Source organism: Achromobacter sp. NCFB-sbj8-Ac1-l (assembly GCF_052695805.1).
Genome location: NZ_CP199812.1, coordinates 4,047,474 through 4,067,417, shown reverse-complemented (window position 1 = coordinate 4,067,417; position 19,944 = coordinate 4,047,474). Strand labels below are relative to the sequence as shown.

Genomic DNA, 19,944 nt, shown 5'->3' with positions numbered 1-19,944 from the left:
CACGCGGGCCGCGCCGGCTCAGTTGGCCGGCGCGATGCCCAGCGTGGCGCTGTAGCGGCGGATGCCGATCGTCTTGTTCTGGTATTTCACTTCCCAGGCCAGCGAGTCCGAACCGGGCTGGTTGGCCTGGTAGACCAGTTGGGCAATCGGCACTGTCTTATATGCGCAACGTCCCGAATCGCCGGATTGGCCGCGCGTCTGCACGATGCTGGCGGTGCCCAGGCGCGGCTGCAGCGTGACCGTCACGCGCGGCGCGCGCAGGGCCAGGCAATCCGACCCCCTTATTTCGTAATACGACGCCAGCACGGCGACGTCCCCCGTTTTCATCGACTGGGCCAGGGCAGGCGTCGATGTCGTCAGCCCGGACAGGGCCAGCAGTGCAAAGAACTGGGGACGGATTTTGTGGCGAAACATCGTGGAGCGGACCGGGTAAATGGCGGACGGGCGGACCGAAGTGTGCGCCAGACGCATGGCGCCCGCAAGACAGGCGCGGGACCTGACAGGAACTTTAATGGCGAAATATGGCCAAAACACCATGCCTTGCGAAGGCTTCCCCCCTCCCGGGAAGCGCCGGCCCCGCCGCCGGAAGCCCGCACGGTGTCAGTCCGCGGCTTGCGAGTGCCGCCGCGAGTGTGCGGTTTTGTGCTCAAAAGCGGGGCTTAGTCCTTGATTTCGCTCAAAAACTATTTTGAAACTCCATTGTCATAAGATGGCAAAGGTAAGCTAAACTTCAGGCACTCTTCAAACGAGGCTCATAACAGCTTTATGGATTACATCCTCTCCTTCATTGCCGGCGGTCTGACTCAAGCCTCTTGGTGGCAGATCGTCGTTTTCACCCTGGTCGTGACGCACATCACCATTGTCGCGGTCACGGTCTTCCTCCATCGCAGCCAAGCGCACCGCGGTCTGGATTTGCATCCGGCTGTCATGCACTTCTTCCGTTTCTGGCTCTGGATGACGACCGGCATGGTCACCAAGGAATGGGTCGCCATCCACCGCAAGCACCACGCCAAGTGCGAAAAGGAAGGCGATCCCCATTCGCCCATCCTGTTCGGTATCTGGAAGGTGCTGTTCCGCGGCGCCGAGCTGTACCGCGAAGAATCCAACAACAAGGAAACCATGGCCAAGTTCGGCCACGGCACGCCTGACGATTGGCTCGAACGCAACGTCTACAGCAAGCACAGCCTGTGGGGCGTGCTCAGCATGCTCGCCATCGACATCGCCCTGTTCGGCGCCATCGGCGTCACGGTCTGGGCTGTCCAGATGGCCTGGATTCCCTTCTGGGCGGCTGGCGTCGTCAACGGTATCGGCCACTACTGGGGCTACCGCAACTACAACAGCCCGGACACCAGCACCAACGTGTTCCCCTGGGGCATCGTGATTGGCGGCGAAGAGCTGCACAACAATCACCACGCCCACGGCACGTCGGCCAAGTTCTCGGCCAAGTGGTACGAATTCGACATCGGCTGGTGCTACATCAACATCCTGAAGTTCCTGGGCCTGGCCAAGATCAAGAAGGTCGCGCCCAAGCTCAAGCTGGATGACTCCAAGACCGGCATCGACCTGCGCACCCTGCAAGGCGTGATCACGCACCGCTACGAAGTCATGGCCCGCTACGCGGACGTGATCAAGAGCGCTGCCCGCGAAGAACTCGCCAAGCTGAAGGCCTCGCGCCAGGACGGCAACGCCGATTGCGGCTGGAACAAGCTGCACAAGGTGCGCCGTGCGATCCACCGCAACGAAGACATCCTTCAGCCGGAACAGCTCGAAGCCGTGGACAAGGCCATTGCCCAGAACCAGTCGCTGTCGACCCTGGTGCAAATGCGCCGCGAACTCGGCCGCATCTGGGAAAGCTCCAGCGCCAGCAGCGAACAGCTCCTTCATGACCTGCAGGCCTGGTGCCAGCGCGCCCAGCAAAGCGGCATCGCCGGGCTCGAGCAATTCGCTCAACGTCTGCGCCGCTACGCGGCATGATGCTAGAGAAGCTCAACCCTGAACAACGCGCCGCAGTAACGTTAGAACCGCAGCACGCCCTGGTCCTGGCCGGGGCGGGCAGCGGGAAGACCCGGGTGCTCACCACCCGCATGGCCTGGCTGATTCAAACCGGCCAGGCTTCGCCTTTTGGGCTTCTGGCGGTCACGTTCACCAACAAGGCCGCCCGCGAAATGCTGGCGCGCATGTCGTCCATCCTGCCGATCGATACGCGCGGCCTCTGGATCGGCACCTTCCACGGCCTGTGCAACCGCATGCTGCGCGCGCATCATCGCGATGCCGGCCTGCCGCAGACCTTCCAGATTCTTGACGTTACCGATCAGCTGGCGGCCATCAAGCGCCTGATGAAGGCCAACGGCGTCGACGACGAGAAGTATCCGCCGCGCGACGTGCAGCGTTTCATCAACGGCGCCAAGGAAGAGGGCCTGCGCCCCAACGACGTCGAGGCCTACGATGCCCACCGTCGCCGCCTGATCGAGATCTATCAGCTCTACGAAGCCCAGTGCCAACGCGAAGGCGTGGTCGACTTCGCCGAGCTGCTCTTGCGCGCCTACGAATTGCTGTCGCGCAATGCGCCCGTGCGCGAGCACTACCAGCGGCGTTTCCGCCATATCCTGGTGGACGAGTTCCAGGACACCAATACGCTGCAGTACAAGTGGCTGCGGCTGCTGGCCGGCGGCGGCGCGGCGATCTTCGCCGTGGGCGACGACGACCAGTCCATCTACGCGTTTCGCGGGGCCAATGTCGGCAATATGGCCGATTTCGAGCGTGACTACGCGCACGGCACCGTCATCCGTCTCGAGCAGAACTACCGTTCGTACGGCCACATCCTGGATTCGGCCAACGCGCTCATCGGCCACAACAGCGGCCGCCTGGGCAAGAACCTCTGGACCGACCAGGGCGAAGGCGAGCCGGTGCGTGTCATCGAGCAGCCTTCCGACGGCATGGAGGCCCAATGGATCGTGGACGAAATCCGTTCGCTGATCCACGACGGCAGCCTGCGCCGCGAGATCGCCGTGCTGTACCGCAGCAACGCGCAATCGCGCGTGATCGAACACGCCATCTTTTCCGCCGGCATTCCGTACAAGGTGTACGGCGGCCTGCGCTTTTTCGAACGCCAGGAAATCAAGCACGCGCTGGCGTACCTGCGCCTGATGGCCAATCCGCACGACGATACGTCCTGGATGCGGGTGGTCAATTTCCCCACGCGCGGCATCGGCGCGCGCACGCTCGAGCAACTGGCCGACGCGGCCCGTGCGCACGATTCCAGCCTGTACGCGGCGGTGGCCATGGTGGCGGGCAAGGGCGGGTCGAACCTGGCCCAGTTTGCGCAGCTGATTCATCGCCTGATCGAAGAAACGCGCGATCTGCCGTTGCCCGAAATGGTCGAGCACATGCTCGAAGCCAGCGGCTTGAATGCCCATTACAAGGCCGAGCGCGAAGGCGCCGAGCGGCTGGAAAACTTGAACGAACTGATCACCGCCGCGGCGGTGTTCGCGTCCGAGGAAAACTACGACGGCCTGCCGGCCGGCGTGCCGCCTGCGCAAGACACCTCGTCCACCTTGATGCCGGGCGTGGTCGACGCGCCGCCGGTCGTGGCCGACACGATGACGCCGTTGGCGGCATTCCTGTCGCACGCGGCCCTGGAAGCCGGCGACAACCAGGCCCAGCAGGGCCAGGATGCCGTGCAGCTCATGACCGTGCACGCGGCCAAGGGCCTGGAATTCGACGCCGTTTTCATCACCGGCCTCGAAGAAGGGCTGTTCCCGCACGAGAACAGCATTCTCGAACAGTCCGGCCTGGAAGAAGAACGCCGCCTGATGTACGTGGCGATCACCCGTGCGCGCCAGCGTCTGTATATCAGCCTGGCGCAAAGCCGCATGCTGCATGGCCAGACGCGCTACGCCATGCGCTCGCGCTTCCTGGACGAAATCCCCGAACAGCACCTGAAATGGCTGTCGCCCAAGGCTGGTCTGGCCCCGGTCAGCAGCACGGGCGCGGGTTGGAACGGCAATCGCGGCGACGCCTTTGGCCGCAAGCCCACCAACACGATTGCGCCGCGTCAACCGCGCGGCACGGCCACGGGTGTCACGGTCGGCGACAAGCAGTATCGTGTGGGGCAGGGTGTCCATCATGCCCGGTTCGGCGATGGCACGATCATCGGCCTGAGCGGGGTGGGGCAGGACGCGCAGGCCGAAATCCAGTTCCGCGATGTCGGCGCCAAGACCCTGGCGCTGGGCATCGCCAAGCTTGATATTGTTCAAGGTTGACAAAGACATGGCCAAAGACGATTCCCCGAAAGCCGAACTGTCGGCGCTGCGCGCCGAGGTCGACGAAATCGATCAGCAGATCATCCTGCTGCTGGGTGTGCGGTTCCGCTGCACGGACATGATCGGCGAGCTCAAGCAAGCCCACGACATGGACCTGGTGGACCCGGTGCGCGAAGACCAGCAGGTCCAGCGCATCCGCCGTCTGGCCGAAGAGGCCGGCGTGCCCCCCGCGCTGGCCGAAACCATCCTGCGCGAAGTGATCGATACCGTCGTCGACCACCACACGCGTCTGCGCGAGCGCCCTTACTCTTGATGCGGGACGGTTGACACGGTTCGCGAGATGACCGTCCCCAAGGGCGGTCGCTGCATCGTGTTGCCGCTTTGTCCCTGCCTCACACGCCGGGTGGCGGTATCGCAATCCGCGTGCTTGCTCAAAAATGCTGCGTCCATGTCGGACGCAGCTTTTTTTACAGCGCCTTCAAGAACGCCAGCAACGCATCGATCTCATCCGGGCTCAGGTCCAGCGGCTTGATGTGTGCCGACTTGCGCGGTGCATACGGATAGGGCGGATTGTCCGGCGCCGGATCGCGGCCCATCCCGGCGTTGTACATGCGCAGCAGCCCCTTCAGGTCAGGAAACAGGCCGTTGTGCATCCAGGGTCCGGCGCGCGAGACGTTGCGCAGGCTGGGCGTGCGGAACTTGCCCAGGTCGTCGAGCTCGCGCGTGGCTTCGAAGCGGCCCAGGTCCTGGTTGCGGCGGCCGTAGAACGACAGGCCGATGTTGTGGAACTGGTGGTCGGTCAGCAGCGGGCCGCTATGGCAATTCATGCAGCGGGCCCGTGTGCGAAACAGATGCAGGCCGCGCAGTTCGGTGTCGTCCAGCGCGTCGGGCTTGCCGGCCAGGAATTCGTCGAACCGCGTGGGCTCGGGCCGTAGCGACGCAACGAACGCCGCCAGCGCGCGCGCCATGCGGTCCGCATCCACGGGTGACGGCGGCGTGGGGGTGGCGCCAGGCGCCTCAGCAGATGCCGCTTCAGGCGCCGCGCCGAATGCCGCCAGGAACAGCGGCGGATAGGCGTCCGTCTGCCGCAGCCGCGCCACCGCGCCGGCCGCGTCGTGGTTCATTTCACGCGGATCGTGCAGCGGCCCCATGACCTGTTCCTTCAGGCTGGCCGCGCGCCCATCCCAGAACAGGCGCGGGGCGAACGGCGCGGCCAGGAGCGGGATGGAACGACGCCGGCCCATCAGTCTGTCTTCGCCCACCGCCAGCGCCAGGCCGTCCGTGTAGGCGCGCTGCGGCAGGTGGCAGGACGCACAGGACACCTGCCCCTTGCGCGACAGGCGGGTGTCGAAGAACAGCATCTGGCCCAGCATCACGACCGGCGCACGCGCCACGTCGGCCGCCAGTTCCGCCTGGCCTGGGTTCGCGGCTGTCCAGGTCAACGGCGGATCGGCGGCTGCCGGTACCGCCGCCCATTCCGTCCAGCGCACGCCCGGGTCGATGGTGGGCGCCGGCCACGTAGCGGCGGGTCCGGCGTAGCGGAACCGCAGGCAGGCGGCGTCTTCGCCTGTTGCGTTGCGGCAGGCGGGGGAGACGGCCCATGGGGCAGCCCCTGGCCCTTCGGCGCCCTGCACGGCGCTGGCCACGGCCAGCGCCGCGCCCGCCATCAGAAGCGATAGCCGACTTGCAGCCATAGCTCGCGTCCCGATTGGTAGGTGCTGCGGTTGGTCTTCAGGTTGGGGTTGCTGGCCGTCACGGCGGGCATGCGGTTCAGCACGTTCAGCACTTCGACCGTGAATTCCAGGTTGCGGGCGAACGTGGGTTGCCAGGCCAGCTTGGTGTCCCAGGTCCAGTACGAAGGCAGTTCGCCAGATTCGTAGCGGTCCAGGTAATAGGGTTTGGGGCCCACGCCGACATAGATCGTGGCATCACGCTTGCTGCGCCAATTGACCATGTTGCTCCAGGTGAGCCCGGCGCGGGGCCACGCGCCGATCAGCGTCATCGTGGCGACCTGGGGCTGGTAGAAGCTGCTGGGGGGCAGGTCGATGGCGCGGATCTGCGAGCCGTTGTAGATCACGTAATCGTCCGGTGCGCGGGCATCCGCGGTGTAGCCTTGGACCAGGTCCGCGTTGGTCTTGCGTTTTTGCCAGCTCCAGGACGCCTGCATGTTCCAGCGCGTCTCGCCCAGACGCCAGGGTTCCAGCATGCGTAGCGTCAGGCTCACGCCGTCGGTGGTGGACAGGCCGTCGTTGGTGTATCGATAGCCCTCGCGTTCGTTGCCGGTCTTGGTCCATTGGTCGCGGCCGTTTCGGTGCACGTAGCTCAAGGTGCCTTCCAGCCCCGCCAGGCGTTGGCGCAGCGACACGGCCCATTCGTCATCGTAGGGCAGGCGCAGGCCTTGGTATTCGACGAAGTATTCCTTGCTGCCGTCGGCGACCGGCTTGCCCTTGGCGTCCAGCACCTGTTTGCGCAGGCGGCTGCGCTCGGCTTCCAGCGCGGTCTCCAGCACTTCTGCACCGTAGTAGCGTGACCAGCCGGCGCTGAGCAGCGTGTCGCCCGAGCCGAACAGGTCCCAGTCCAGGCGGGTGCGCGGCGAGAGGTTGGTGTTGCCCAGGAAGGTCTCGCGGTCATAGCGCACGCCGGCGTCCAGCGCCAGGCGCTGCCATTCGATGCGGTCGGACAGGTACAGGCCGGCCATGTCGTAGTTCACGTTCACGGTGCCCGGCAGGTAGCGGACCTTGCTGAAATCCTGGTACTTGCCATTGGCGCTGTAGGCGCGGCGGTAGGAATACGATTCCTGGTAGCGCTTGAAGCCCGCCTCGACGTGCTGGATGTCCGCGCCCGCGTACAGGCTGTGCGTGAACACCCCGGTACGCACCGGATCCAGGTCGATGCGGCCCTTGAGCGTCCAGGTGTCCTGCTCCGTCTGTTCGCGTCCGAAACCGCCGGCGGTATATTGCGGCAGCTTGTACGGCTGGTACGTGACCAGTTCACTGCCCACCGATTGGCGATTGCTCATCGAACGGTCCCAGCCCGCCTGCAGCGTGAAGCGACCTCCCTGGAACAGGTGGTCGACGTTGCCGCTGACGCCGCGCGCACCGTGGTTGTTGTCCCAACGGGTGTTGCGGAACAAGTCGCTGGCCAGGGTTTCGCGGCGGTCGCTGTATTTCAGCGTCAGGTCGGCGACGGTGTCGGCGCTGGCCCGCACGCTGAACTTGCCCAGGAAATTGTCGATGCGATCCCGGTATCGGTCTTGTCCGGGCAGGGGCTGGCCCTTGTCGTCCACGCCCATGTTCCAGCGGGTGATGTCCGATTCGCGGCGCGACATCGCCAGCACGGCGCCGGTTTTCTCGTTGAACGCGATGTCGCCCACCGCCGAATAGAAGCGCTTCTTCCATTCTGGCGAGTAGCCGGGCTTGCCTTGCGCCCAGCTGTTCTCGTCGCCTTCCGACACCTGTTGCCGCGTCATCTTCGACGTGTTCCAGCGGTAGTCCAGGTTCAGGTGGTTCTCGCCGGAAAAGCGCCGCAGTCGTGCATCGACCACACCGCCAGTGAAACGCCCGTACTCCACCGGCACGAAGCTGTCGTGCACGCGGACTTCGTCCAGCAGGCTGGTGTCCACGAAGTACGACTGCGGATTGCTGGGGATGTTGCCGACCTGCAGGTTCAGGTTCTTGCTGGCAGGGTCGACGCGATTGGTCGCGTCCATGCCGTCGATCTGGAACAGGTTCTGATAAGGGCTGGAACCATGGAAGGAAATGTCTTCCACGTTCAGCGAGCCGCGGTTCTGCGAGCCGGCCACGCCGGGATTGGTGCGCACTGCGGGGTGAGTGGCCAGCAAGGTGCTCAGGTCGCGGTTCGACGACGGCGTGTCGGCGATTTCTTCGCGGCCGTAGATGCGTTCGCCGACCTGTTCGCCATAGACCCGCACGGCCTCCAGCCGCAGCGCCGAGAACTGGCTGGTCTTGTCCGCGAAGACGATGTAGCGGCCCGGGCCGTCGGCGCGCAGCGCCAGGCCGGACCCTGCCAGCAGCTTGTCCAGCGCCAGCAGCGCCGAATACTCGCCTTGCAGGGCGGGCGCGATCTTGCCGGCCACGGCGGCGGGCGGGAACGAGATCTCCAGCCCGGCCTGGCGACCCAGCGCCAGCAACGCGTCGCCCAGCGGCTGGGCGGGAAGGTCGTATGTGGTCGCACGAGTCGGCGGTTGGGCGACGACGGGTGTCGCCAGGGCCAGCGCGGCGCAGAGAATGGCGGCCGAAGCGCCTGCTCGGCGCCGGGCGGTGCCGTCAAAGGGAAAAGCCATGAATACGTCCCAAGCGGTGTTGATGTCAGCCGTAGGACGGGGTGACGCTGCCGTTACCTCAGTGCAGGATCGATGAATAATTTATATCGATTCTCATTTACCGATTGGTGCCCGCGCTTCAACGCAGGATCAGCAGGCCCGGCAGGTCCGTGATGCGCACCGGGGTGTGGGCCAACAGCAGGTCCAGCGCCCGCTTGGGATTGGCGATGTTGGCCGTGCCCGACACGCGGGTGCGTCGCGCGGCGTCCCCCATGACCACGATGTGCTTGCCGGTGTAGCGCGCCAATTGCGCGGCGGCGTCCGGCAGCAGCGCGTTGTTGAACGCCAGCAGGCCCTGGCTCCAACCCGGCGCGGTCTCCTTGGGGGCCTCGCCGCGGGTGATGCCCGCGGCCGATACGGCGGCGTCCTGGCCGGGGCCCAGGATCAGCGACGGGCCGCCGTCGCAGGCCAGGCACTGGACCGCGACGCGATGCTGGTACACGGTGACCCGCGTGCCGTCCGCCTCGCGCGCCACCGTGTAGCGGGTGCCCAGGGCGGTCGCCGAGGCGTCGGGCGTGGCCACGGTGAACGCCGGACCCTCGGCAATGCGCGGGGCGGCATTGAACAGCGCCCGGCCAGCCAGCAAGCGCACTTCGCGCTTGCCAGGACTGAAGTCCACCGCAATGGCGGAATGCGCGTCCAGCACCGCGGCGGAGCCGTCGGGCAAGGCGACACGCAGCACCTCGGCGCCGCTGGCGTAGTCGGCCCCCGGATGAAAATCCCGCAGCGTGTGCCAGGCGATGCCGGTGCCTGCCAGCAGCGCCAGTGCCAGGGCCGTGCGCCGCTTGCGGGCCGGCCGTGCGGCGGCCAGCTTGCCGCGGTCGATCTCGCCCATGCGGCGCCACACCCGCGCCAGCCGGTCGTACGCCGCGGCATGGCTGGGGTCGGCGTGGTACCACGCCTCGAACTCGGCCTGTGCCTGGGCGTCCAGCGCCTGTCCACTGGCTCGCACGATCCAGCGCGAGGCCTCGTCATTGGCGGTCCGCGGCCCGCGAACGGACGGCGCCATGCTCACGCCAACGCCTGGTCGCAGGCCAGCAGGATCCGCATCATGTGCTTTTCCACGGCGCTGACCGAGATCGCGAAACGTTCGGCGATGGCGCGATAGGTCAGGCCATCATGGCGATGCAGCACGAATACGTCCAGGCTGCGGCGGGGCTGGGCGAGCAGGGCGGTTTCCAGCCGGCGCAGCAGTTGATTCGCTGCGGCCACATCCAGCGTGTCGGCTTCGAAGGCAGGGGGCTGTGCGGCGGCGTAGTCGGCGACGGCGGTCAGTTCGCGGCCGCGGCGGCGGTGCCAGTCGGTGGCAATGTTGGCAGCGACCCGGAAGACATAGGCACGGTCATTGTCCGGGCGGGTCCTGTCCTTGAACTCGGCCAGCTTGATCCAGGTGTCCTGGGCGCAGTCCTGGGCCACATCGCGGGATCCGGTGCGTAGCGAAAGAAAACCCAGCACCTCGCGGTAGTGGCGGAGAAATACATCGGTAAGCGAAGACATGTCGCTGACGCCCGGCGCCAGATAGAGTCAAATTCGCAACCAATTATAAATGATAACTATTATTATTAATAGATGGCCCCCGCCCTGGCGGGAAGGGGCGAGCGGCCGAGCCGCCCGCCGCCCTCAGGCTTCGCTCTGGTCGATGTCTTCCTGCGAACCCTGCAGTTCAAGCCACTGTTCTTCCAGCGTTTCCATGCGCTTGCCGTATTCGCCGTGCTCGGCCATGACCTTCTGGCGTTCGCTGCGGCGCGCGTCGGAATACAGGTCGGGGTCGGCAATGACGCCGTCCAGCGCCTGCAGCTTGGCGCGCAGTTTTTCCATTTCGGATTCCACCTTGGCCAGCTTGGCTTCCAGCGGCTTGCGCAGGGCCGACAGGCGTTGGCGCTGTTCGGCTTCGGCGCGGCGTTGCGCCTTGCGGTCGACCACGGGTTCGCCGTTTTCGGCGTTGTCGCGGGCCGCTTCGGCGCGTTCGCCGGCATTGCGGGCTGCGAGCCAGTCCCGATAGTCTTCCAGGTCGCCGTCGAACTCGCGCACGGCGCCGTCGGCGACGATCCAGAAGCTGTCTACCGTCGTGCGCAGCAGGTGCCGGTCGTGCGAGACCAGCAGCATGCTGCCGCCGAATTCGGCCAGCGCGGCGGCCAGGGCCTCGCGCGTTTCGACGTCCAAGTGGTTGCTGGGTTCGTCCAGCAGCAGCAGGTTGGGCTTTTGCCAGACGATCAAGGACAGCGCCAGGCGCGCTTTTTCGCCGCCTGACATCGGGCCGACCTTGCTGTTCACCGTATCGCCCGAGAAGCCGAAGCCGCCCAGGTAATTGCGCAGTTCCTGCTCGCGCGTTTCCGGCGCCAGGCGCGCCAGGTGCGCCAGCGGCGTGCTGTCCAGGTCCAGCATGTCGAGCTGGTGCTGGTGGAAGTAGCCGATGGCCAGGCCGCGCGAGGCGCGGCGTTCTCCAGCCTGCACCGGCAGTTCTTCGGCCAGCGTCTTGATCAGCGTGCTCTTGCCGGCGCCGTTGGCGCCCAGCACGCCCACGCGGCTGCCCGCGCGCACCATCAGCGTGACGTCGCGCAGGATCGGCACGGCGTTGCCCGCCGCATCGGTATAGCCGGCGGACAGGTGTTCCAGCGTCAAGAGCGGGTCGGGCACCTGGTCGGGCGAGGGGATGCGGATGTCGATGCCCGCTTCGGCCTGCAGCGGCGCCAGCACCTGCATGCGGGCCAGCGCCTTGACGCGGCTTTGCGCCTGCTTGGCCTTGGACGCCTTGGCCTTGAAGCGGTCGATGAAGCCTTGCAGGCGGGCGGTTTCGCGGGTCTGGCGTTCGTACGCGATATTGGTCTGGCGCAGGCGCTCGGCGCGTTGCGTCAGGAAATCACCGTAGCCGCCGCGATAGCGCACCAGCTTGGCATGGTCGAAATGCAGGATGGACTTGGCCACCGCGTCCAGGAACTCGGTGTCGTGGGAGATCAGCATGACGGTGCCCGGATAGGCACCCAGCCATTTCTCCAGCCACAGCATCGCGTCCAGATCCAAGTGGTTGGTGGGTTCGTCCAGCAGCAGCAATTCGGACGGCGCCATCAGCGCGCGCGCCAGCGCCAGGCGCATGCGCCAGCCGCCGGAAAAGCTCGCCACCGGCTGGGTCCATTCGGCCGGCTTGAAGCCCAGGCCGGCCAGGAGCTGTTCGGCGCGAGAGGCGGCGCTCCAGGCGCCGGCCTCGACCAGGGCGGCCTCGACCTCGGCGATCTGCGTGCCCTGGTCGTCGGTCAGTTCGGCGCGGCGCGCTTGCAGCGCGCGCAGCCCCGTGTCCCCGTCGATGACGAATTCGCGGGCGGGACGGTCGTCGGCGTGCAGTTCCTGTTCGACGCTGGCAATGCGCCAGCCGGCGGGCACGGCCAGGTTGCCGGCATCCAGGTCCAGCGCGCCGGTCAAGAGCGCGAACAGCGACGACTTGCCGGCGCCGTTCTTGCCCACGATGCCGACGCGTTCGCCGGGATGCACCACGAATTCAGCGTCGTCCAGCAGCACCTTCGTGCCGCGGCGCAAGGTCAATCCAGTAGCACGTATCACGTCGTCAACTGCTCGCGGGTCAAGAGCAGAAGCTGGTCGGATGCCTCTGCCGTATCCAGCCACACCGGCGACAGTTCGGGGAAGGCGGCTTCGAAGAAGTCGCGCTCATGGCCGATTTCCAGCACCAGCACGCCCTCCGCCGACATAAAGCGCGGGGCGGCTTCCAGAATGCGCCGCACCAGGTCCATGCCGTCGGTGCCGCCGGCCAGCGCCAGGTGGGGCTCGTGGCGGTATTCCTGCGGCAGCACGTCCATCGAGCCGCTGTTCACGTAGGGCGGATTGCACACGATCACGTCGTACTGGCGCTCGGGCAGGCTGTCGAACAGATTGCTTTGATGCAGTTCCAGGCGGTCGGCCAGGCCGTAGTCGTCCACATTGCGGCGGGCGACTTCGAGGGCATCCGACGACACGTCGACGGCATCGACGTGGGCATACGGAAAGGCCATGGCCGACAGAATCGCCAGGCAGCCCGATCCCGTGCACATGTCCAGCACGTTGTCGACGGCCTGCGCATCCTGCACCCAGGGCGACAGGCCTTCGTCCAGCAGCTCCGCGATGGGCGAGCGCGGCACGATGACGCGCTTGTCCACGTAGAAGCGATGCCCGCGCAGCCAGGCCTCGTTGGTGAGGTAGGCAGCCGGCACGCGCTCGGTCACGCGGCGGTCGATCAGGTCCAGCACGCGGCTGCGCTCTTCGGTCAGCACGCGGGCGTCCAGGAAGGGCTCCAGCGTGTCCAGCGGCAGGTGCAGGGCGTGCAGGACCAGGTAGACCGCCTCGTCCCAGGCGTTGTCGCTACCGTGACCCAGCGCCACCTCGGCGGCGTTCAGGCGCGATACGCCGTAGCGGATCAGGTCGCGCAGGGTCAGCAGTTCTTGGCGGGCGGATTGATACATGAGTGGCTTTTTACTTGGCGGGCAGGAGGTTTTCCAGCGTGCGCCGATAGATGTTTTTAAGCGGGTCCAGCGAGGCCAGCTCGATACGCTCGTTGACCTTGTGGATCGTGGCGTTGCACGGGCCGAACTCGATCACCTGCGGACAGATCTTGGCGATGAAGCGGCCGTCGGACGTGCCGCCCGTGGTGGACAGCTCGGCCGTCACCCCGGTTTCTTCGCGGATGGCCTTGACCAGCGCATCGGTCAGCGAACCGCGCGGGGTCAGGAAGGGCTCGCCGCCCAGTTCCCAGTCCAGCGTGTATTCCAGGCCGTGGCGGTCCAGCACTTCATGCACCCGCGCCCGCAGGCTTTCGGGCGTGCTGGCGGTGGAGAAGCGGAAGTTGAAGAGCGCCACGGCATCGCCCGGCACCACGTTGGTGGCGCCCGTGCCCGAGTTCAGGTTCGACACCTGGAACGTGGTCGGCGGGAAATACTCGTTGCCCTGGTCCCATTCGATCTTGACGATGTCGGCCAGCGCCGGCGCCAACTGGTGCACCGGGTTGCGGGCCAGGTGCGGGTAGGCCACGTGGCCCTGGATGCCCTTGACCGTCAGCTTGCCCGACAGCGAGCCGCGGCGGCCGTTCTTGCAGGTATCACCCAGCACGTCGCCCGAGGTGGGTTCGCCGACGATGCAGTAGTCCATCTGCTCGCCACGCGCTTTCAGTGCATCGCAGACGATGGCGGTGCCATCGATCGACGGGCCTTCTTCGTCGGACGTGATCAGCAGGGCGATCGAGCCGCCGTGCTGCGGGTTGGCCGCCACGAATTCCTCGGCCGCCACCACGAAGGCAGCAATCGAGCTTTTCATGTCGGCTGCGCCGCGGCCGTACAGGTAGCCGTCGCGCTCGGTGGGCACGAACGGATCGCTTTCCCACTTTTCGCGCGGACCCGGCGGCACCACGTCCGTGTGGCCGGCAAAGACGGCCAGCGGCGCGGCCGTGCCGCGGCGCGCCCACAGATTGGTGACACCGCCCTGGGCGATGGTTTCGCAGGTGAAGCCGATGCGCGCCAGGCGCGCAGCCAGCGTCGCCTGGCAGTCCGCGTCCGCCGGCGTGACCGACGGGCGCGAGATCAGGTCCTTGACCAGATCAAGAACAACGGAGCCCGACATTTGGCTTAAGCCCTCAGCAGATCATTGATGCTGGTCTTGGCGCGGGTCTGCGCGTCGACCCGCTTGACGATCACGGCGCAGGCCAGGCTGTGCGAACCGTCGGCCGACGGCAGCGAACCCGGCACCACCACCGAACCCGACGGCACGCGGCCGTAGGTGATCTTGCCCGTGGCGCGGTCATAGATCTTGGTGCTTTGCGACAGATACACGCCCATGGCCAGCACCGAGTTCTCTTCGACGATCACGCCTTCCACGACTTCCGAGCGGGCGCCGATGAAGCAGTTGTCTTCGATGATGGTGGGGTTGGCCTGCAGCGGCTCGAGCACGCCGCCGATGCCGACGCCGCCGGACAGGTGGACGTTCTTGCCGATCTGGGCGCACGAACCCACGGTGGCCCAGGTGTCGACCATCGTGCCTTCGTCGACGTAGGCGCCGATGTTGACGTAGGACGGCATCAGCACCACGTTGCGGCCCAGGAACGCGCCGCGGCGGGCCACGGCGGGCGGCACCACGCGGTAGCCGCCTTGCTTGAACGCGTTGTCGCCGTATTCCGAGAACTTGAGCGGCACCTTGTCGTAGAACTGCAGCGGCGCCTGGCCCATGATGGCGTTGTCGTACAGGCGGAACGACAGCAGCACGGCCTTCTTGATCCACTGGTGCACGACCCAGTCGTCGTTGATTTTTTCGGCCACGCGCAGGCGGCCCAGGTCCAGACCGTCGATGGTGTGCTCGACGGCTTCGCGCACTTCGGCGCAGGCATCGCCGAACGACAGGTTGGCCCGGTCGTCCCAGGCTTTTTCGATGGTGGTCTGCAGGTCGAGAGTCATAACGGGGTCAGCTTTTCAAAGGTTGATCAAACAGAAGTATGTACAAAATGGGCAATGCGTTCGGCCGCCTGCACGCAATCGGCCAGCGGCGCCACCAGGGCCAGCCGGATGCGGCCCTGGCCCGGATTCACGCCGTGCGCGTCGCGGGCCAGATAGCTGCCCGGCAGCACGGTAACACCGGTGCGGCCATAAAGGTCGCGGGCAAACGCCGTATCAGACCCCGGCGTGGCCGCCCACAGATAAAAAGACGCCTGCGGCCGTGACACATCCAGCACGTTCTGCAGGATGGGCAGCACGGCCTCGAATTTTTCCCGATACAGGCGCCGGTTGTCCTTGACGTGGGCCTCGTCCGTCCACGCCGCGATACTGGCCGCCGACACGATCGGGCTCATGGCGCTGCCATGATACGTGCGATACAGCAGGAAGCGGCCGATCAGCGCGGCGTCGCCCGCCACGAAACCCGACCGCAACCCCGGCACATTGGACCGCTTGGACAGGCTGGAGAACGCCACCAGGTTGCGGTAGTCGTTACGGCCCAGGCGGCGCGCCGCCTGCAGCCCGCCCAGCGGCGGGTTGCCCTCGTCCAGGTAGATCTCGGAATAGCACTCGTCCGACGCGATCACGAAGCCGTAGCGGTCCGACAGGGCGAACAGGTCTTCCCATTCGTCCAGCGTCATCACATTGCCGGCCGGGTTGCCCGGCGAGCACACGAACACCAGCCGCGTCTTTTTCCAGACCTCGTCCGGCACCTGGTTCCAGTCGCAGGCGAAATTGCGCAGCGCGTCTGCATTGACGTAGTAGGGCGTGGCGCCGGCCAGCAGCGTCGCGCCCTCGTAGATCTGGTAGAACGGGTTGGGGCAGATCACCACCGACCCGGCCGACGGATCGATCACCGTCTGCGTAAAGGCGAACAGCGCTTCGCGCGAGCCCAGCGCCGGCAGCACCTGGGTCTCGGCGTCGGGCGCCGGGATGCTGTAGCGCCGTGCCAGCCACTCGGAAATCGCCCGACGCAGGGCCGGGTCGCCCTTGGTCGACGGGTACACGGACAGTCCGCCCAGATGGTCGCGGATGGCCTGCCCGACGCGCTCCGGCGCGGCGTGCTTGGGCTCGCCGATCGACAGATTGATAGGCGTCAGGCCGTCCGGTTGCGAGCTGGCCGAGGCCAGCAAAGCCCGCAATTTTTCGAACGGGTAGGGGTGTAAAGCATCGAGGCGCGGATTCATGACGCAAGATTTTAACAAGCAAGCTACAATAGTGGGCTTGGCTTTGCGAAGGTGGCGAAATTGGTAGACGCACCAGGTTTAGGTCCTGACGCCGTAACAGGTGTAGGGGTTCGAGTCCCCTCCTTCGCACCAACTTATTGAAAACCGTTGATGGGCTAATATCAAAGCCTTTCAAATCAACGGTTTGTCGGGGTGGGTGGGTGATCGGTTGACTGCCAAAAAGCAAGAATTCGCAGTCTCCGGCCCCATCTAGGCCCCGTCCTCGGCCCCACATGGCAAGCATCCAGAAGACGGCAAAAGGGTATCGAGCCCAAATAAAACTCGCAGGCGTGCGTGATAGCGAAACCTTTCCTACGCGCCGCGAGGCAGTCGAGTGGGCCGCCAGGCGCGAGGCAGAGATCCGCGACCACGCCACCAAGCCGGCCGGCGACCTGCATACCCTGCGCCAAGCGTTGCGAAAATACAGCGATGAGGTGTCTCCGCATCGCAAGGGCGAGCGGTGGGAACAGGTGCGCCTGGCGGCCTTCGAAAGCTACAAGTTGCCGCTGGAGCTGCCCATGTCCAAGGTAACCGCCCAGCACGTCGCCGCGTTCCGGGACGACCGCGCCAAGACCATTGGCCCGTCCTCGGTACTTCGTGAATTGAGCTTGCTGGCCTCGGTATTCGAGGCTGCCAGGCTTGAATGGGAGTGGGTGGAGGTAAACCCATGCCGGGGCATCCGCAAGCCCGCCAAGGGCAAACACCGCGACCGAGTGATCGCTATGAAGGAAGTGCGCGCCATGCTGCGCGAGATGGGCTATCGGCGCCGCGGGCGAGTGGCCAGCACCGGGCAGGCGGTGGCCAACTGCATGCTACTGGCGCTGCGCACCGGCATGCGCGCCGGCGAGTTGTGCGGGCTGACATGGAAGAACGTGCACGAGCTGCACGCCCACCTGCCCGACACGAAAAGCGACCGGCCGCGCGATGTGCCGCTGTCGTCCCGAGCGCGTGCCATCCTGGCGCGGATGAAGGGCTGGGACGATGACCTGGTGTTCGGCCTCGCTTCTGCGTCCCTGGATGCCCTGTTCCGCAAGTACCGCAAGCGCGCCAAGCTGGAGGGGTTCACCTTCCACGACACGCGCCACACGGCGGCGACGATGATCGCCAAGAAGATCGACGTGCTGGACCTGTGCAAGATGTTCGGCTGGACCGACCCGAAAATGGCCATGGTCTATTACAACCCGCACGGGTCAAGCATCGCTGCGAAGCTGGGCTAGATACCGGCGGATTTCGGCGCCGGTGATACGACCGTCGACAGGCCGAATCTTGCCTTCCTGGATGCGCTTTTTCAGCGTGTTGTAGCTGATGCCCAGGCGCTCGCAAGCCTCGTTGAAGTGGTAACAGACCAGGTCGTCGATCGCGTGATTTGCGCCCTGGCGCGCGGCCTCAACCAGCATGCGCTGCAGCTCGTGCTGTTCGATGGTGATGACCATCTATTCCTCCTTCTTGTCGGTGTCGGCCAGGACGCTGATCGCGAATACGTGCACGCGGTCAGGTCCAAAATGCGGGTGCCTGATGGTCTTGATGGCGAAGCCGCGCCAGGGCAGCACCAGGCGCCGCTCGTGATCATCGAGCTTGGGGTAGCCCCTGGTCAGCACGATGCGGTCGTAGGAACGGCCCACCAGTCGCTTGCTCCAGTAGGGCGTCACCAGCCGGTATTCCTCGGTCTTGGTGCCAGCCTTGATGGCGTCGAAGTATTCGCCCTTGAGGGCCAGGTGCAGGTCAGCCATTGTCCGCGCCTCCGTCGTTGTGCTGCTTGGGATGGGCTGCTCCATAATCCAACTGCGCGGCAATCCACCCTCGTTTGAATGCTTCACCTGCTGATGTGGTCATCTTGTCTTCACTTATCAGCTGCCACGCCTGTTCAGCGGGCATCGTAGGAATGAATGGGCCTAGCCATCGGTTGTGCCAGCATTCCCCGTAGGCGGGTGACGGCGTTTGGCGCGCCCAAGCCTTGAATGTCTCCCGTCCGCAGTCGACCATGTCAGCCATCGACTTCCCCTGTTCTCTGCGCTCCCGGTTGCGCGGACAGGGCGGCGCGCTGCTGGCGGTCGGCCAGGACGGCGGCGCGGGCAAAGTAATCCAGCGTCTGGTCGGTGTGGCCAAGCTGGCCCGGCCGTAGCGCAAGGGCCTCAGGCAGCGGCGGCAACTCCACGTCTTCCGATATCGTTATTCCGGCATCGCGCACCGCCTCGCTGGCCTGGGGCGCGGCATCGAATTCAATCCTGGCGTCTTCCGTGAAGAAGATGCCAGGTCCGTATTCGGGGTGAGTGTGGGGAATCGTGTCAGCTTCTTGAACTACGATGCACCCGGAGGGAATCACTTGATTTCTCGCGGCTACGTCTATCAGGTCCCGCATCACGTCCGCCCGGTGCCAGCCCAGGTACTTCACGGGCAGCTCGCCGGACGCGATCCGCTTCTGAATGAAGTCGGTCTTGTCGAACCATTCATTCAAAGCGGTGTGCGCCTCCCCGGCTACAGGGGCGCTTGCCCCGCCAGCGTGGGGCAGCCGGAACGACAGGCAGCACCAGCCATCCGCAAGCCCGTAGCCCGTCAGGACATGGCTGACGAACCGCTGGCATTCGCGCCCGGTGTACACCAGCGGCGCGCCGGCCCGCATTTCCGCGCCGGTGTGCTTCGTTTCGCGCAGGCCCAGTACGTCGCCAACGGCATAGCCTCGGTCGTTCAAGCGGATTTCGAACGTCTTCGCTCCGGACAGGACCGCCTGGAACGCTTCCGGATCGGTCTTGAGAATGTGGTAGCGGTCCCTCTGCGCCTGGGCGGCGTTGTTCTGGTTGGTCATGCTGGCTCCAAGTCCAATTCGTTCTGATAGGCTTCGCACGACTCGCTACAAGATCCTGGCTCGTCGTCGTAGGGGAGGATGTGGCCGCGGGCCAGTTCGAAGGCTTGGCGCATGTCGGCGCTATCGCGCTCCAGCCGGAAGAACTTGCGTGGACCGGGGCGGTTGTTGGGCCCGACGTGAGAAAAGTCCCGCTCTAGGCCGGCCACGAAGTCGAAGGCGCCTGGATCGTCGCGGTAGACGGCGGCCAGCTTGCGGTCGGACTTCTGGAAGCATGCCCGGCAGTTCCCCATATGCTCGGGGATGGCCAGATCCCAATCGAAATCTTCGAAGAAGGCCAGCACGTCTTGCTTGTCGGTAGGCCAGGTGGTGGCGAGCGGGTACAGGATCCGCTGCTGCGCCGCTGTGGGGCTGATGCGTTTCGGCTCGTCCGCGCGGATGCCGATGGCCGTGAAATGCTCATCCCAACCGATGGAGCGCATGTAGGACTTCATGGCGTTGAGCTTCATTTCTCGGTTGCACAGCTTGAACGTCCGATTAGGGAGGCCATACTTGGCAACCACGTCCCGGAAGACTTCGCCATCGCGTTTGGCGGTTTGATAGGTAACGATCCGGTGCCCGCTCGACTTGCGCTCATCGTGATGGGCGACCGCTTCGAGCCACACCAGGTCAAGCCCGAACTCCCGATCTACCGCGTCTACAAAGCGGAGGGTGTCCGGGTGCTCAAACGAGGTATTGGCGAAGACGAAGCGCAGGTCGTACAGGTGCGCCCAGTGTTTCTTGACCATGTAGGCCATGAATGCCGACGTGCGGCCGCCGGAAAAGCTGACCTGCAATTTGGGTAGGTCCATGC

The 19,944-nt window shown here is 65.5% G+C and carries 17 protein-coding genes, 1 tRNA gene and 1 pseudogene; 5 read left to right on the top strand and 14 right to left on the bottom strand.

Annotation, left to right across the window (positions count from 1 at the left end):
* Positions 1 to 18: 18 nt before the first annotated feature.
* Complete coding sequence (locus ACUDP5_RS18700) at positions 19 to 414, bottom strand: hypothetical protein (RefSeq protein ID WP_263910921.1); 396 nt, start codon at positions 412 to 414, stop codon at positions 19 to 21.
* Positions 415 to 765: 351 nt separating this feature from the next.
* Here ACUDP5_RS18700 and ACUDP5_RS18695 point away from each other — a divergent pair, with 351 nt between their 5' ends.
* From ACUDP5_RS18695 to ACUDP5_RS18685, 3 genes are read left to right on the top strand one after another with little or no spacing between them, the layout of a single operon-like run.
* Positions 766 to 1,974: a DesA family fatty acid desaturase gene (locus ACUDP5_RS18695; RefSeq protein WP_263910920.1), complete on the top strand. Its 1,209-nt coding sequence runs from the start codon at positions 766 to 768 to the stop codon at positions 1,972 to 1,974.
* Positions 1,971 to 4,262, top strand: a complete 2,292-nt coding sequence (locus ACUDP5_RS18690) for a UvrD-helicase domain-containing protein (protein WP_445656868.1) — start codon at positions 1,971 to 1,973, stop codon at positions 4,260 to 4,262. Before ACUDP5_RS18695 ends, ACUDP5_RS18690 begins: the two co-directional genes overlap by 4 nt.
* A gap of 7 nt (positions 4,263 to 4,269) precedes the next feature.
* Entirely contained in the window at positions 4,270 to 4,575 is a 306-nt protein-coding gene (locus tag ACUDP5_RS18685; protein WP_025135882.1) for a chorismate mutase, read from the top strand.
* A 154-nt stretch (positions 4,576 to 4,729) separates the two neighbouring features.
* On the opposite strand, the gene ACUDP5_RS18680 is transcribed toward ACUDP5_RS18685, so the two are convergent.
* From ACUDP5_RS18680 to dapC, 9 genes are all read right to left on the bottom strand, one after another.
* Positions 4,730 to 5,956, bottom strand: coding sequence for a cytochrome-c peroxidase (locus ACUDP5_RS18680; protein WP_445656867.1), 1,227 nt, complete (start codon positions 5,954 to 5,956; stop codon positions 4,730 to 4,732).
* Entirely contained in the window at positions 5,929 to 8,565 is a 2,637-nt protein-coding gene (locus ACUDP5_RS18675; RefSeq protein WP_445656866.1) for a TonB-dependent receptor plug domain-containing protein, read from the bottom strand. Before ACUDP5_RS18675 ends, ACUDP5_RS18680 begins: the two co-directional genes overlap by 28 nt.
* Before the next feature lie 118 nt (positions 8,566 to 8,683).
* Positions 8,684 to 9,613: a FecR family protein gene (locus ACUDP5_RS18670; RefSeq protein ID WP_445656865.1), complete on the bottom strand. Its 930-nt coding sequence runs from the start codon at positions 9,611 to 9,613 to the stop codon at positions 8,684 to 8,686.
* A 2-nt stretch (positions 9,614 to 9,615) separates the two neighbouring features.
* Positions 9,616 to 10,101 (bottom strand): RNA polymerase sigma factor, encoded by a 486-nt coding sequence (locus tag ACUDP5_RS18665; protein ID WP_263910915.1) that lies wholly within the window; start codon positions 10,099 to 10,101, stop codon positions 9,616 to 9,618.
* A 123-nt stretch (positions 10,102 to 10,224) separates the two neighbouring features.
* On the bottom strand, positions 10,225 to 12,159 hold the full coding sequence (locus ACUDP5_RS18660) for an ABC-F family ATP-binding cassette domain-containing protein (protein ID WP_445656864.1): 1,935 nt from the start codon (positions 12,157 to 12,159) through the stop codon (positions 10,225 to 10,227).
* A complete protein-coding gene (gene prmB, locus ACUDP5_RS18655) occupies positions 12,156 to 13,052 on the bottom strand; it encodes a 50S ribosomal protein L3 N(5)-glutamine methyltransferase (protein WP_445656863.1) in 897 nt (298 codons plus the stop codon). The genes ACUDP5_RS18660 and prmB overlap by 4 nt, the downstream gene beginning before the upstream one ends.
* Positions 13,053 to 13,062: 10 nt before the next feature.
* Complete coding sequence (gene dapE / locus ACUDP5_RS18650) at positions 13,063 to 14,202, bottom strand: succinyl-diaminopimelate desuccinylase (RefSeq protein WP_263910911.1); 1,140 nt, start codon at positions 14,200 to 14,202, stop codon at positions 13,063 to 13,065.
* A 5-nt stretch (positions 14,203 to 14,207) separates the two neighbouring features.
* Positions 14,208 to 15,029 carry a 2,3,4,5-tetrahydropyridine-2,6-dicarboxylate N-succinyltransferase gene (dapD, locus tag ACUDP5_RS18645; RefSeq protein WP_263910910.1) on the bottom strand — a complete coding sequence of 274 codons (822 nt, stop codon included), beginning with the start codon at positions 15,027 to 15,029 and terminating at the stop codon, positions 14,208 to 14,210.
* Positions 15,030 to 15,055: 26 nt separating this feature from the next.
* Positions 15,056 to 16,252: a succinyldiaminopimelate transaminase gene (dapC, locus tag ACUDP5_RS18640; RefSeq protein ID WP_263910909.1), complete on the bottom strand. Its 1,197-nt coding sequence runs from the start codon at positions 16,250 to 16,252 to the stop codon at positions 15,056 to 15,058.
* Positions 16,253 to 16,297: 45 nt separating this feature from the next.
* Here dapC and ACUDP5_RS18635 point away from each other — a divergent pair.
* Both ACUDP5_RS18635 and ACUDP5_RS18630 read left to right on the top strand, forming a co-directional pair.
* Positions 16,298 to 16,384, top strand: a tRNA-Leu gene (locus ACUDP5_RS18635).
* 140 nt (positions 16,385 to 16,524) lie between these two features.
* Positions 16,525 to 17,508: a tyrosine-type recombinase/integrase gene (locus tag ACUDP5_RS18630; protein ID WP_175217987.1), complete on the top strand. Its 984-nt coding sequence runs from the start codon at positions 16,525 to 16,527 to the stop codon at positions 17,506 to 17,508.
* Here ACUDP5_RS18630 and ACUDP5_RS18625 read toward each other — a convergent pair.
* From ACUDP5_RS18625 to ACUDP5_RS18610, 4 genes and pseudogenes are all read right to left on the bottom strand, one after another.
* Positions 17,506 to 17,640 (bottom strand): annotated as a pseudogene (locus ACUDP5_RS18625) (helix-turn-helix domain-containing protein); the annotation flags it as partial. The gene ACUDP5_RS18630 and the pseudogene ACUDP5_RS18625 sit on opposite strands and share 3 nt — an antisense overlap.
* An 84-nt stretch (positions 17,641 to 17,724) precedes the next feature.
* Entirely contained in the window at positions 17,725 to 18,021 is a 297-nt protein-coding gene (locus tag ACUDP5_RS18620; protein WP_445656862.1) for an ASCH domain-containing protein, read from the bottom strand.
* Between the two features lie 254 nt (positions 18,022 to 18,275).
* The gene (locus tag ACUDP5_RS18615; protein ID WP_445656861.1) at positions 18,276 to 19,094 is read right to left on the bottom strand and encodes a DUF3850 domain-containing protein; all 819 of its coding nucleotides are present in this window, start codon (positions 19,092 to 19,094) and stop codon (positions 18,276 to 18,278) included.
* Complete coding sequence (locus ACUDP5_RS18610) at positions 19,091 to 19,942, bottom strand: phosphoadenosine phosphosulfate reductase domain-containing protein (RefSeq protein WP_445656860.1); 852 nt, start codon at positions 19,940 to 19,942, stop codon at positions 19,091 to 19,093. The genes ACUDP5_RS18615 and ACUDP5_RS18610 overlap by 4 nt, the downstream gene beginning before the upstream one ends.
* Positions 19,943 to 19,944 lie beyond the last annotated feature (2 nt).

Excerpts from the sequence above, each read along its gene's own strand:
- ACUDP5_RS18675 (WP_445656866.1), bottom strand. The coding sequence starts at position 8,565 with ATGGCTTTTCCCTTTGACGGCACCGCCCGGCGCCGAGCAGGCGCTTCG.
- dapD (WP_263910910.1), bottom strand. The coding sequence starts at position 15,029 with ATGACTCTCGACCTGCAGACCACCATCGAAAAAGCCTGGGACGACCGG.
- ACUDP5_RS18700 (WP_263910921.1), bottom strand. The coding sequence starts at position 414 with ATGTTTCGCCACAAAATCCGTCCCCAGTTCTTTGCACTGCTGGCCCTG.
- ACUDP5_RS18695 (WP_263910920.1), top strand. The coding sequence starts at position 766 with ATGGATTACATCCTCTCCTTCATTGCCGGCGGTCTGACTCAAGCCTCT.
- ACUDP5_RS18690 (WP_445656868.1), top strand. The coding sequence starts at position 1,971 with ATGATGCTAGAGAAGCTCAACCCTGAACAACGCGCCGCAGTAACGTTA.
- prmB (WP_445656863.1), bottom strand. The coding sequence starts at position 13,052 with ATGTATCAATCCGCCCGCCAAGAACTGCTGACCCTGCGCGACCTGATC.
- ACUDP5_RS18620 (WP_445656862.1), bottom strand. The coding sequence starts at position 18,021 with ATGGCTGACCTGCACCTGGCCCTCAAGGGCGAATACTTCGACGCCATC.
- ACUDP5_RS18615 (WP_445656861.1), bottom strand. The coding sequence starts at position 19,094 with ATGACCAACCAGAACAACGCCGCCCAGGCGCAGAGGGACCGCTACCAC.
- ACUDP5_RS18665 (WP_263910915.1), bottom strand. The coding sequence starts at position 10,101 with ATGTCTTCGCTTACCGATGTATTTCTCCGCCACTACCGCGAGGTGCTG.
- dapC (WP_263910909.1), bottom strand. The coding sequence starts at position 16,252 with ATGAATCCGCGCCTCGATGCTTTACACCCCTACCCGTTCGAAAAATTG.
- ACUDP5_RS18685 (WP_025135882.1), top strand. The coding sequence starts at position 4,270 with ATGGCCAAAGACGATTCCCCGAAAGCCGAACTGTCGGCGCTGCGCGCC.
- ACUDP5_RS18610 (WP_445656860.1), bottom strand. The coding sequence starts at position 19,942 with ATGGACCTACCCAAATTGCAGGTCAGCTTTTCCGGCGGCCGCACGTCG.
- ACUDP5_RS18630 (WP_175217987.1), top strand. The coding sequence starts at position 16,525 with ATGGCAAGCATCCAGAAGACGGCAAAAGGGTATCGAGCCCAAATAAAA.
- ACUDP5_RS18680 (WP_445656867.1), bottom strand. The coding sequence starts at position 5,956 with ATGGCTGCAAGTCGGCTATCGCTTCTGATGGCGGGCGCGGCGCTGGCC.
- dapE (WP_263910911.1), bottom strand. The coding sequence starts at position 14,202 with ATGTCGGGCTCCGTTGTTCTTGATCTGGTCAAGGACCTGATCTCGCGC.
- ACUDP5_RS18670 (WP_445656865.1), bottom strand. The coding sequence starts at position 9,613 with ATGGCGCCGTCCGTTCGCGGGCCGCGGACCGCCAATGACGAGGCCTCG.